12 protein-coding genes are annotated in these 12,462 nt (G+C 33.0%); 6 read left to right on the top strand and 6 right to left on the bottom strand.

Annotated features, from left to right (window positions below; all coding sequences use genetic code 11):
- Nucleotides 1-12 precede the first annotated feature (12 nt).
- Nucleotides 13-621 carry a DNA-3-methyladenine glycosylase gene (locus NGI30_RS01460; protein ID WP_251942513.1) on the bottom strand — a complete coding sequence of 203 codons (609 nt, stop codon included), beginning with the start codon at nucleotides 619-621 and terminating at the stop codon, nucleotides 13-15.
- Between the two features lie 217 nt (nucleotides 622-838).
- Between NGI30_RS01460 and NGI30_RS01465 the strand changes: the two genes are divergently transcribed.
- Complete coding sequence (locus tag NGI30_RS01465; protein ID WP_251517702.1) at nucleotides 839-1,420, top strand: DUF805 domain-containing protein; 582 nt, start codon at nucleotides 839-841, stop codon at nucleotides 1,418-1,420.
- 33 nt (nucleotides 1,421-1,453) lie between these two features.
- Here the strand turns inward: NGI30_RS01465 and NGI30_RS01470 are convergent, their stop codons facing one another.
- Complete coding sequence (locus tag NGI30_RS01470; RefSeq protein ID WP_251942515.1) at nucleotides 1,454-3,070, bottom strand: ribulokinase; 1,617 nt, start codon at nucleotides 3,068-3,070, stop codon at nucleotides 1,454-1,456.
- Nucleotides 3,071-3,254: 184 nt separating this feature from the next.
- Between NGI30_RS01470 and NGI30_RS01475 the strand changes: the two genes are divergently transcribed.
- Together NGI30_RS01475 and NGI30_RS01480 are read left to right on the top strand one after the other, a co-directional pair.
- A complete protein-coding gene (locus NGI30_RS01475) occupies nucleotides 3,255-4,154 on the top strand; it encodes an ABC transporter ATP-binding protein (RefSeq protein WP_251942517.1) in 900 nt (299 codons plus the stop codon).
- Nucleotides 4,147-5,385, top strand: a complete 1,239-nt coding sequence (locus tag NGI30_RS01480; RefSeq protein ID WP_251517764.1) for an ABC transporter permease — start codon at nucleotides 4,147-4,149, stop codon at nucleotides 5,383-5,385. The genes NGI30_RS01475 and NGI30_RS01480 overlap by 8 nt, the downstream gene beginning before the upstream one ends.
- Nucleotides 5,386-5,492: 107 nt before the next feature.
- Here the strand turns inward: NGI30_RS01480 and NGI30_RS01485 are convergent, their stop codons facing one another.
- Nucleotides 5,493-5,657: a hypothetical protein gene (locus NGI30_RS01485; RefSeq protein ID WP_251517766.1), complete on the bottom strand. Its 165-nt coding sequence runs from the start codon at nucleotides 5,655-5,657 to the stop codon at nucleotides 5,493-5,495.
- Nucleotides 5,658-6,057: 400 nt separating this feature from the next.
- On the opposite strand from NGI30_RS01485, the gene NGI30_RS01490 reads away from it, so the two are divergent.
- Nucleotides 6,058-7,068, top strand: coding sequence for an aldose epimerase family protein (locus NGI30_RS01490; RefSeq protein WP_251942519.1), 1,011 nt, complete (start codon nucleotides 6,058-6,060; stop codon nucleotides 7,066-7,068).
- 94 nt (nucleotides 7,069-7,162) lie between these two features.
- On the opposite strand, the gene NGI30_RS01495 is transcribed toward NGI30_RS01490, so the two are convergent.
- On the bottom strand, nucleotides 7,163-7,852 hold the full coding sequence (locus NGI30_RS01495; protein WP_251517771.1) for an MOSC domain-containing protein: 690 nt from the start codon (nucleotides 7,850-7,852) through the stop codon (nucleotides 7,163-7,165).
- Nucleotides 7,853-8,001: 149 nt separating this feature from the next.
- Here NGI30_RS01495 and NGI30_RS01500 point away from each other — a divergent pair, with 149 nt between their 5' ends.
- Nucleotides 8,002-8,688: a ribose 5-phosphate isomerase A gene (locus NGI30_RS01500; RefSeq protein ID WP_502960376.1), complete on the top strand. Its 687-nt coding sequence runs from the start codon at nucleotides 8,002-8,004 to the stop codon at nucleotides 8,686-8,688.
- A gap of 67 nt (nucleotides 8,689-8,755) precedes the next feature.
- Here the strand turns inward: NGI30_RS01500 and sdpC are convergent, their stop codons facing one another.
- On the bottom strand, nucleotides 8,756-10,276 hold the full coding sequence (sdpC, locus tag NGI30_RS11415) for a peptidoglycan release complex CPBP-like subunit SdpC (RefSeq protein ID WP_286009863.1): 1,521 nt from the start codon (nucleotides 10,274-10,276) through the stop codon (nucleotides 8,756-8,758).
- A gap of 253 nt (nucleotides 10,277-10,529) precedes the next feature.
- On the opposite strand from sdpC, the gene hutG reads away from it, so the two are divergent.
- Nucleotides 10,530-11,459, top strand: a complete 930-nt coding sequence (hutG, locus tag NGI30_RS01510; RefSeq protein WP_251517776.1) for a formimidoylglutamase — start codon at nucleotides 10,530-10,532, stop codon at nucleotides 11,457-11,459.
- On the opposite strand, the gene NGI30_RS01515 is transcribed toward hutG, so the two are convergent.
- On the bottom strand, nucleotides 11,449-12,324 hold the full coding sequence (locus NGI30_RS01515) for a LysR substrate-binding domain-containing protein (RefSeq protein WP_251517779.1): 876 nt from the start codon (nucleotides 12,322-12,324) through the stop codon (nucleotides 11,449-11,451). The genes hutG and NGI30_RS01515 overlap by 11 nt on opposite strands.
- Nucleotides 12,325-12,462 lie beyond the last annotated feature (138 nt).

Raw genomic sequence — 12,462 nt, forward strand, 5'->3', positions numbered from 1 at the left:
TCTGCTTCTTTTTTATCGCCATGTTTCTTCTGGTAACTGCATGTCTGATTTACGCATTTTTGAAACGTAGGGATTACCATGTACGGTGTAGCGTAAGGGTGTATGGGTCCATTCGCCTTTATTAGGAATGCCAACACGTGCACTTTCGTCAATATGACGTGGAAATTTTCGACGCTTTGTATCAATCTTTAGACGTCCTTCATTCAATCTAGAGCCATCGAGGTGTCTTGGTATATTAAATGCTTTCGTCCATTTACCGGGGCCATTGGTTAATTCGTAACCCCTCTTACCTCTGTTTAATTGCATCGTTTCAATGTTATCCTCAGGTTCTACTGCTCTGATGAGCACTCCTTCTGGTACACCTTCTGCTTGAGTTACAAAGTTGATTAGTAAATGTGTGTGCATAACATGTCCGTAAATTGTACCACCTGATTTATACAATGAGCGAACTTTAGGTGTTTGTTTGCCATTATATCCATGTGCGGCTCTGTCTTTAAACCCGAGATAGGCTTCGGTTTCAACGATATAACCTGTATAGGTATGTATATCATCTTGGAATATCACGCGAACGCCTAATAAATCTTTTGCAATTGAACACGTATCTCTTGTTAAAAAATCCATTATTATGCCTCCATCGCTAAGTGTAATTTTAAGATAAAGTTGGTACTTTAAATATTTTTAAAAAATAATATTACTTTTTATAACTAGTTTTGTTAAACTATAAATGTATTAGATAAGTACTATGTATCAATAAATACATATACCCTAAATATACATAAATTTGTTAATTGTACATATTGTTACTATCTAATAATTATAAATAGAAAGTAGGGGACTTATGGAGAAAAAAGTAGGTTTTAAGGAAGCTTTGAAGCTTTTCTGGCAAAACTATGTTAATTTCAAGGGACGCTCTCGTAGAAGTGAATACTGGTATATGACGCTATGGCATATAATCTTTATGATACCAGCCTATGCCTTAATATTTATCGGAATGGTTATGGCTATCGCTGGTTTTGGTGATAACAATGGTGGCGTTGGTACGATAGGTTTAATTGTATTATTTTTAGCTTGGATATACCTTATCTTGTATGCATTAGCAACATTTATTCCAAATATCTCTATATTAGTGAGAAGATTTCATGATACTGGCCGTTCGATGCTTATGCCTTTAATTGGTATTGGCGCAGGTATTTTTGGATACATTATTCTCATCATTATTTCTTCAATGGATCCAGAATTCAATAGTGTCGTTAGTATCTTGTTTTCATTAATTATTTATTTAATTATGATAGGTTTAGGCATTTATAATTTTGTAATTACTTTATTGGACAGTGAACCTAATAATAATAAATATGGTCCAAGTCCAAAATATCATTCACAAAATAACCATGTAAATAATCAGTATAATTCAAACATTTAATAAAAAAACGGTGCATTTATATATGCGCCGTTTTTATTTTAATCGTGAGAGATGTGGATATGATTGGCCGAGTAGATCGTGAAGAGCTTTGTAACGTTCGAACTGTTTTTGATAGGCTGTGACTTTATCTGGATTGGGTTGCTTTCGATAATAAACAGGTTGTTTCATATACTCAACAGTTTCTCGTAAAGAATTATAAGCGCCTCCTACAGTGGCACCTAGCATTGCCGCACCTAAAGCGGTAGCGTTGGTAGAATCAATGACGACAACTTCTTTATTTAATACATTTGTATAAATATCAACGAGTAATTCACTTTTTAGTGGTATGCCGCCTGTAGCATAAACGGTATGAATAGGTACGTCGTTATCTTCAAACTGTTGCATAATGATTTTCGTCCCATATGCCGTAGCTTCTAAATACGCACGATGGACCATTTCAAAAGGTGTATTTAGCGTTAAACCGAAGATACTACCTGTTAAATGGCTATCATTTAAAATATTACGATTACCATTATGCCAATCTAAAATTGTGACATGTTGTTGTTCAATATCTATGTCTGATGCGAGTTTTTCTAACTGCTCTAATATTGAAATATTAGCCTGATTCGCTTGATCAACGATAGATTTAGGTGCTTGGTTGGCAGAGTATTTAAATAAATCTCCGACCGCTGCTTGGCCTGATTCATAAGCATACAGACCAGGGATAATTGCATTTTTAACAGAACCAGTGATACCTGCGATAGGCACTTGTTTAGGGTCAAGCATAAGATGGCATGTGCTCGTACCTATAACTGAAGTGAATTCACCTTGTTCGATAGCACCCACACCAAGCACGCCTGATTGAGCATCGATGATATAAGGTGACACTTGTACCTTATCCGTTAATCCCCATAGATTTTGATAACTTTGAGTGAGGTTGCCTGCACTTTCACCAATGTCAATGACAGTTGCTTCACATTTGGATTTAATAATTGCAGGTAATTCTGGATCTACTGCTTTGAAAAAGTCATAATTAAATCCAGTTTCTTCATTATGGAATCCTTTAAAACCGATGCCACAATTTGAACGTATATTGTTACCCGTTAATAAACTGACAATATAATCCCCAGCTTCCATAATATAAGCCGTCTGCTCTAATATTTCTGCTGCTTGTTCTTTTATTTCTAAAATTTTTGGAACCATCCATTCGCTATTCACATTATGACCATAATAATCTAACCAATTTGATTGATGTTGGTCACTTATTTTTTTCATATATGAAGCTTGATCTTGAGCGCCGTGGTGTTTCCATAATTTAACATAAGCATGAGGGTTATTTTTTAGATTGTCATGTGTATGCATAGGTTTAAAGTGTTCGTCTAAGCAAACAATCGTACAGCTCGTAAAGTCTATACCTATTCCGATGATATTATCTGTATCTACTTTGCTTTGTTCTATAACATTTTTGATGCCTTCTTCAAGAATTAAAGTATAATCTGTCGCGTTTTGGAGAAAATAGTTATGGGGTAAAGGCGAGCCATTGAGTTGCTCTGAAATTGTGCCATGTGGATAATCTTTCTCATATGAGGAGACAATACTACCATCGTCAGTATCTACTAAAAAGACACGACCTGATAAAGTACCAAAATCTATACCAATACTGTAACTCATTTAAATCCCCCTAATTACTTTGATTATTATAGTTACAAATATCATAGTTCTATCCTTTGAGGTTGTAAAGTATACGTATTTTTGAGAGTTTTTTTATAATTTTCGAATCATATCGTTATAGTACATTATTTAATGATATGATTGGTCTAACTGAAGTGTTGAATTTAGTTAAGGGGTGATTTTAATGTCTTTGCAAATCAATCATGTCACAAAAAAGTATAAAAATTTTACGGCAGTTAATGATATTTCATTATCGTTAGAAAAAGGGAAAATGCTTGGATTTTTGGGAAGAAATGGGGCAGGTAAGACAACGACATTTAGAATGATATTAGGTTTGACACCTATTACTGATGGCACGATTACATATAACAACCGTCCTATAAATAAAACGATACATAATAGAATTGGTTATTTACCTGAAGAACGCGGGTTGCATCCTAAAATGAAAGTCTACGATGAGTTGCGATATCTTGCTAAGTTAAAAGGGATGAATGCCACAGAAATAAATGAAAATATCGATTATTGGCTCAAACGTTTTGGTATTGAAGAAAATAGAAATAAAAAAATAGATTCATTATCTAAAGGTAATCAACAGAAGATACAGTTACTGGCAAGTATGTTACACCAACCAGAGTTATTGATTTTAGATGAACCTTTTAGCGGATTGGATCCTGTAAATGTAGCATTACTTAAGTCTGCGGTTAAAGACTTAAACGATAAGGGTACAACTATTATTTATAGTTCTCATCGTATGGAACATGTTGAAGAACTTTGTGATGATGTGTGTATATTAGATAAAGGCGAATTAGTTGTATCAGGGCCCATTGACCAAGTTAAAGCGAATCATGGTAAGAAAAATGTCATTATTGAAACAGATTACGAAATGAAAGAAATTGAAGATTTAGAAGGTATTTTAAACATTAAACGCACGAAAAGGGAAATCGAAGTATTGATAGAATCTGAAGAAGTTGCTGAACGTATTTATGAAATTGTAACTAATTATGGATTTGTAAAACGATTCCAAGTTCGTGAGCCATCACTGAACGAAATATTTATTGAGAAAGTAGGTGGGGCGCATGAGTAAATTTCTTGCTACTTTTGGATTAACTTATAAAAATAAAATTAAAACGAAAGCATTTATGATATTTACTGTTATTGTCATTTTGCTCATGATTTTAGGAGCTAATATTAATAAAATTGTAGACTTGTTCGATGGAGGTAACGACAAAATTGGTGTTGTTACGAACAACGAGCAAATTTATAAAACGCTAAAATCACAAGGCAGTAAGCTATATGATGATGCTTCTTTCAAAAAGGTTTCTGACAAAAAAGCACATCGATTGGTCAAAAATGAAAAACTAGATCGTGCTTATATTATAAAAATAAAAGATAAAAATCAGTTATCTGCTAAGATTTTAAGTCGTGATACAGTATCAAACGAAGATAAACAAAAGCTAAAAAGTGTATTAACCACGATGCAGACACAAATTGTTGCACATGATTTAAAACTATCACCACAGGATTTGAAACAACTACAAAGTCATAGTGCTGTGGATTCTGAAGTGATTACAAAGCATGGTAAGCAGTCACAACTGAATGCGTCTGAAAAAGGTTTTAATATGATTATTATTTATATTGGTGTCATGTTGATGTTTTTCATTATATTGAATTATGGAAATCAAGTCGCGATGGAAATTGCTACAGAAAAAACTTCTCGTGTCATCGAAATGATTATAACGAGTGTGTCACCGATTAAACATTTATTTGCAAAAGTGCTTGGTGTTGTTTCCGTTGCACTAACTCAAATATTAATTTTTATTGTGGCTGGATTAATCTGTTTCTTCGTTTTTGACATTAAAAAGATGTTAAAGGGATTCAAATTAGAACCTAATGGGCTCACACTACAAATTGCGATAGTTGGAATAATATCCTTAATACTCGGTATATTGACGTATGTATTTTTAGCAGCAATACTCGGTTCAATTACTGCACGCATTGAGGACATTAGTCAAACTTTAATGCCGATGACATTGTTAAGTATGATCGCATTTTACATTGCGTTATACAGTTTAATGCAGTCAGAAACCATTTTTACTAAAGTTGCGAGTTTTATACCGTTTGTATCGCCTTTCGTCATGTTCGTAAGGGCTTCGTCACCAGATGTAGCCATTTGGGAATTTATACTAAGTTTCTTACTTTCAATCATCACCATTATCATCTTAGTGTGGTTAGCCGTACGAAGTTATAAAGATTCAATCTTAAACTTTGATCAAAGTTTCTTTAAATCGATGAGACGTATTTTCAAAAAAAGTTAAGTTGCATGTATAAAAACAGATATCAAATATATGAAAAGGGATAGAAATCATGGCATTTAGATTTCTATCCCTCTTTTTTTACTATTTTGAATCAGTGATAGTATGTACTAATCGAAAAACTGTAAAATGGTCAAAAGAATCGATAGTAAACAAGCAACAAGCATAACGCTTTGTGATTGTGGCGTTGATTCTTTACCTTGACGATATATGAAGAATACGAATACCCACGCGAGTATAACTAAAATACCTAAAGTTATAGCTAATACTTTCACTTTAATGCCCCCTTTAATTATTAGGCTATCATACTGCTAAGGTGAAATGTACACCTTATTTACAGGTAACATTTTTGCAGATTGTTTGTTAAAATTTAAGAATTACTATAGAAAACTTTTTGAAGAAATTGTTACAATAGTAGAGACGATATATAGTATATAGGGAGAAATATCAGTCTATATGTAGGGACGTTTGATAGTAGACAGATAGTTGGAATGTTAATGATTATAGTAGGGGACATAAAAGTTGAGTTAACAACAAAAGAAGAAAACATGCTAGAGTTTAGGCGCTTATTACGCTTGTAGAGTAGATATTTATTATAAAAACGATGTCATTGTTATTGGATGATGCATTTTAATATGTCTTTTTAAGCGTTTGATTTGAAAGGGAGTAATGTCAATGATTGCGAAGGTAGAAAAACAAAGTAATGGTATTGATTTAATTAAAATTGATAATGAAGAAACGAAAATCGTCTTTTCTAATTATGGTGCGCGCATCGTTTCATGGAAATTTGATGATAACCTGATAGTTCTAGGAAATGTAGTTGAGGCAGATGAATTTTACTTTGAAAATCCATTTAAGTTTGGTGCAACGGTAGGGCGTTATGGTGGGCGAATTGCTAACGCCACGTTTGAGTTAGATGGAAAAACATACGAACTACCTAAAAATGATGGTGAGAATAATTTACATGGCGGACCGAATGGTTTAGATGATAGATTCTTTGATTATGAGATTAAAGAACAAGTGGGTCAAATACAAATTGTTTTCAAAACGCAAATCAAGAATAAGGATGATTATTTCCCAGGTGATATTCAATTGGAAGTTATTCATACTTATGATGTTAACCATAGATGGACAATTGAGTATAAAGCAACTGCTTCAGAAACAACACTCTTTAACCCAATGAATCATGTATATTTTAATTTAAACCGTGATAATAAAGTAGTGGATAATCACTTTATTAGTAGTGAAGCATTAAAAATGTATCCATTAGCAGAAAATAATATTGTGACTGACACAACACCGATAGATTTAATCAATGTATATGAATCAGATAAAGTACAATTAAAGGATATATTCGAAAGTGATTACCCAGAAATTAAACAACAGATGGCACAATTCGGTGGTTTGGATCATCCTTTTGATATTCATAATGGTTATATGACGATAGAAAATGATCATTTTATGCTTTCCGTAGAAACAGACATGCCTAATGTGGTTATGTTTACTTTCAATCATCCGAAGTCATGGGAAAGCGATTTTAATATTTATAAACCGCATTCAGGTTTTACTTTAGAGACACAGTGTATGCCTAATGACATTAATTTATATGGTGATCAGGCATCGTCAATTTTAAAGGCTAATTCACCTTTTTATTCAAAAACAGTATTTCAAATAAACGAAAAATAATACATACATTTGGTGATAAAACCGACGTATTAAAAGTGCGATTTAGGCAATCTTGTAATTGACCTGAATCGCACTTTTTAAATAGAAAGATATATTAACTTAGTGATTCTTTATTTTTTTCTGAGATTTTAATCGCACGATTGAGAAACTTTTGCAATTTTTCCTTTCTAGCGTCAGTAAGATATGGATTATTTAATGCGTACTGTAAACGTTCGATATTTTTCTTATCGTTATAATAAATATCATTCAATTCAAACACAGTGAGTGCCGTTTCTGGTTCAGCCTGTTTGATAAGTGTTAAATCGTCGGTTTGATTTACATAACCTTCTTTCACTACTCTAAAATAGAATCCAGTTCTACCAGATTGGGACATACGTTTCACAAGGTCTGGGATTTGATATTTAGCTTGAATCTTCCAGCACGGTTCGCGAATTTCGGAAACTTCAATGATTGCTTCACCGAGTTGAAACTGGTCACCAAAGTGAATTTTCTGTTCATCGATGTCTTGTGCAGTTAGGTTTTCACCAAACATTGCGTATTCAGGTAACACATTGAGGTCATTTTCCCAAAGTTTATAGTTGTTTTTACTGTATAAGCAAACTGCTTTTTCAGGTCCACCATGATCTTTATATTCCTGCTCATCTTCCGTAAAACCTGTGTGAGTTAAATACATTTTATCGTTAAACTTTTCTTTGTTTAAAGCAGAACGCATAGGTCTCTTTTTACTATAATCTAACGATTCAACTTTGCCAGTTGTGATAGCTATTAATTGATATGTTTCCATGATGATTTCCCCTCCTATTGTTAATTATTTTATCATAATTAACAGAATAAACTTGATAAATATCCAAAGATAAATCTGTTTTTTTAAGCTATGTATTTTACTTAAAGTCATGTACAATGATAGTAAATATAAGTGTGTAAAGGGGTAGCATGATGAATAAAGACCAATTGAAAAAGAGCACATTTAAAGATGCATTAGCACAAATTCAAGATGGGATGGTTATAGGTATTGGTTCTGGTTCTACTATAGAGCTTCTCATCCCAGAATTAGCTACAAAGTTACAACAAGAAAGTATTGAAATCACAGGTGTGTGTACCTCAAATAAAACAGCCTTTATCGCTAAAGAACACGGTATTAAAATTTTTGATGTGAATGACGTTCAACACATTGATATCGCCATTGACGGGGCTGATGAAATTGATCGTGAATTAAACTTAATTAAAGGTGGCGGGGGCGCACTGTTTAGAGAGAAAGTCATTGATTCAATGGCCGAAAAATTTATCGTATTAGCAGATGATTCGAAATGTGTCGATTATCTAGGAGAGACATTTAAATTACCTGTGGAAGTTGATAAATTTAATTGGCTCTTAATTGCTAAAAATATTGAAAGTATTAAGCAAGTGAAAGCGATCCGTAGAATGGTAGATGATGTACCATTTATTACCGATAATGGAAATTACATATTAGATTTAGAGCTTAATAATCATATAGATGCATATGAAATGCATGAGTATTTAATACACTTGATAGGTGTATTAGAAACAGGATATTTCTTAGACGTCACTGATCAGGTCATTATTGGTTCAACTTCAGGTGTTAAAGTGATTAATAAATAATTACAAATAGAAAACCCCAGCTTTGAGTTTGTTCAAAGCTGGGGTTTTTTCAAGTTATTTAAGATTGTTATCTACGGTGACGACGTTTGTTCTTTATGCTGAATGGTGAACGTTGACGGTTGTTTTTAGGCGCATCACTCTTGTTTTGATCAAAAGTTGTTGATGCATTTTCATTTTGTGATGTCTCAGGTTCTAATGAATCTTTAACCTCACTCACAACTGTGGATGTACGTTTTCTTTTGTGTTTCTTTTGTTTCTTTAAATCTGTGTCACGTTTCGACTGTTGTTTGCTTTTTCGTTCAGTAGATGATTCGACAGGTGAACGCTGTTGTTGTGAGAATGCAGTATCTTCTGCCGTTTCACTATGAGGTTGTTTATTAACTTCTGTTGAATCATTATCTAAAGGTTCATTGTGCGTTGGATTAGTGATACGTGATGTTTCTTCTGTCGTTGTATCGTCTGTGTCATGAACATCGTTTTCTTTTTCAGAAGTTAGCGATTGATCTGATTCGTCTACATGAGACGTTTCAGCTGCTGTTGTTGAATGCGTAACATTCATTTGTTCATCATGATTAGAAACAACATCGTCCTCTTTATCTATATGTTTATTGACGCTCTCTGATGATTGTTGGTTGTCAGATTTTGTTGCTGAAGATTGATTGTCACGAATGTTTGTATGTTCATCGTCTTCATTAGGTGTTTCCTGTTGATGATTTACTTTGTTCGTCTCGTGGTTATTGTGTTGATGAGTAGAATCATTCACATGGTCGAAATAATTATTATCTTCTACTTCATCAAGATTACGATTGGTAGATTTATAAATTAAACCGCGAATAATCGTGCTCAATAGTATGTAGACAATTGCTACAAATACTGTAGAGAATGCAATAATTTTCATAGAAAGTATATTACCGAGTTCTTCATTAAATAAGTAAAGTAGTCCAAATGACATCATTAAATTAAATAATGTAGCAATATAAATTGTGCGACCTTTTGTGCCTCGTATTAATTCTCCGACAATGATTGAAAATGCAAAGTAGAATAATAAATTGTATAGCATGAATTCTACGCCGAATACTAATTTAATATTCCAAACTGCAAAAATAATACCTACGACAATAGAAGCAAAAAATGTTGCCATTCTGTTTTCAACGATATTTTGTAAATATACTCGGAAGCCTAACTCAACACAGAAAGCCATTAAAACTTGACCTATTAAAACAATAAGAAATGGAACTGAGAAATCTTCAGATTGTAATAACACAAAACTATCAGCAAATATATTTAGACTAACCATTGAGATGATAAATATAACTAACGGCAAAATAATAGCTAATAACAACCGTTCGATTACTTTTAAATCTATAGAAAGTTTAAAATGCGCAAGTTGTAACTTTTTATATCTAAATACAATGATACAGAAGATTGCGCCTAATAAAGGAGCCAAAACACTTAAATCAAATACATAGTATTTAAATGGTGTAGCACCTTGAAAATCTTTCAGGATAATGGGTGCAGCGAATGCGATGATAGTAAAAGTAAATATCATCATTGCCCATTGAAAGCCTGGAATACGTTTATTATTCATTGTGTAACCTCCATTAGGTACAGAAAAATCATTTTTCACCAATTATACATACAAATTTATAAGAAATAAATTAATATTAAGGATTTATCATTGAAATGTAATATTATGACTAATATCACTAACTATCATAAAGCTTTAAATAATAAAAATATTAAAGCCGTGTGTGTTTGCCTCAACATAAATATGGATTGAATTGATATAGCTGTGGGCGTATACTGAAATTGTGAAGCTAGCAATCGAAAGGGGAATTACGATGTATAATTTGTCAAACAAAGAATTGTGGCAAGGAAGAGTGGACAGTGAAACAGATTCAAGTCATTTCAGGCACTTTCAAACAATCAATTTCCGAAACATTTCAGACAGTTTTGATGAAGAACAACATGGGGTAGGTATGATTGGTTATGCGGTTGATAAAGGTGTTGAATTAAATAAAGGGCGTGTAGGTGCCAAAGAAGGTCCTGACGCGATTAAAAAAGCATTCGCAAATTTACCAGTTATGCGCGATACTCAAATTTATGATTATGGTAATGTTGAGCATGATTATGAGAGATTAGAAGAAACACAAAAAGAATTCGGTCATTATGTAGCACAATCAATCCAACGTCATAATCAAACATTTCTTCTAGGTGGTGGACATGACATTGCGTATGCTCAGTATTTAGGTGTACGTGAAGCGCACCCTGACGCATCAATAGGTGTAATTAACATCGATGCACATTTCGATACACGTAAAGAAGAAGGCTCAACATCAGGTACAAGCTTTAGACAGATCTTAGAAGGAGACGACAATGCAAACTATTTAGTATTAGGTGTTCAAGAAGGCGGTAATACACAAGGATTATTCGACTATGCTGAAGAGCGCGGTGTAGGTTATGTGTATTCAGACGAACTTTTACACCAAATCGCTCCTCCAATTAAAGATAAAGTAGAAAGATTTATGAACGACCATGATGTTATTATGTTTACAATATGTATGGACGTCATTGACAGTGCTTTTGCACCAGGTGTTAGTGCCAATGCTGTACTAGGACTGTTTCCTCATATTGTTCTAGAGATTGCTAAACGTATTATACCAAATGAGAAAGTATCAACTATTAGTATTGCTGAAACAAATCCAAAATATGACATCGATCAGCGAACTTCAAAGTTAACAGCTAATTTCTTCCACCATTTCATTCTCTAAATTTCCAAAAATCGATGCATTGATTAATTAAAGAAAGTACCCGTTTAGGGTGCTTTCTTTTTTTGAGGTAGTTGATATAAATCGCACGTTTGATTTTAGGTTTGATTGTCACAATTTCTAGGTTACGTGTATTGAATGATTGATAGTAAACTTGAGGGATAATCGCATAACCCATTCCTTTATGCACATAGTTAGTAGCTGCTTCAAATCGGCTCACTTCAATTACAATATTAGGATGAACGTTCATTCTATTGAAGTATTCATCGATATGTTTGCGTACTTGTGATCCTTTCATAGGTACGATTAGCGGATAATGTGCAACAGCCTTTGTTTCCCTTTTGTTAAATACATTCTCAGGGGTTAGTAGAACATAAGATTCTTCGTATAATTTAATCGATTCAATATTTTCATGTTCTATTTTTTCATTGGTTATTGCGATATGATTTTCAAAATTGAGTAGCTGTTCTAAGATTTTATTTTGATCATGAACTTCAGCTACATAATAAGTTTGATCCTGATTATATCGGCGATGATTAGATATAATTTGTGAAATCCATTGATTTGTAGATTCAAGTATAGATAACTTAATCTTAGGTGCATGACTCATATTAAGGTCATGCATTTTTTCCAATGTTTGATGGTAGTGTTGAATTAAGTCTTGAGCATAATGATAGAATTGAATACCTTTTTCAGTAATTTTAATATCTTTCGTAGTTCGAATTAATAAATCGTACCCTAAATCTTCTTCCATTTTTTTAATTGTTGTAGTTAAAGAAGGTTGACTAATGTGCAAATAATTAGCAGCTTTCGTGAAACTGTTGTAGTTAACTACTGCTACAAAATACTCTAATTGAATAATTTTCATATACTTACCCCCTTATATTTCATCCATTTATAACTTAAAGCTATCAATAATTAGTTTATTTATATTGGTCGTCTATATCATATCATAATATACTGATAAATATAGAGGGAGGTGTACTTTCATGTTAGGGGCGTGAAG

The sequence above is a fragment of the Staphylococcus sp. Marseille-Q5304 genome, from assembly GCF_943737015.1.
GTDB lineage: Bacteria > Bacillota > Bacilli > Staphylococcales > Staphylococcaceae > Staphylococcus > Staphylococcus hsinchuensis.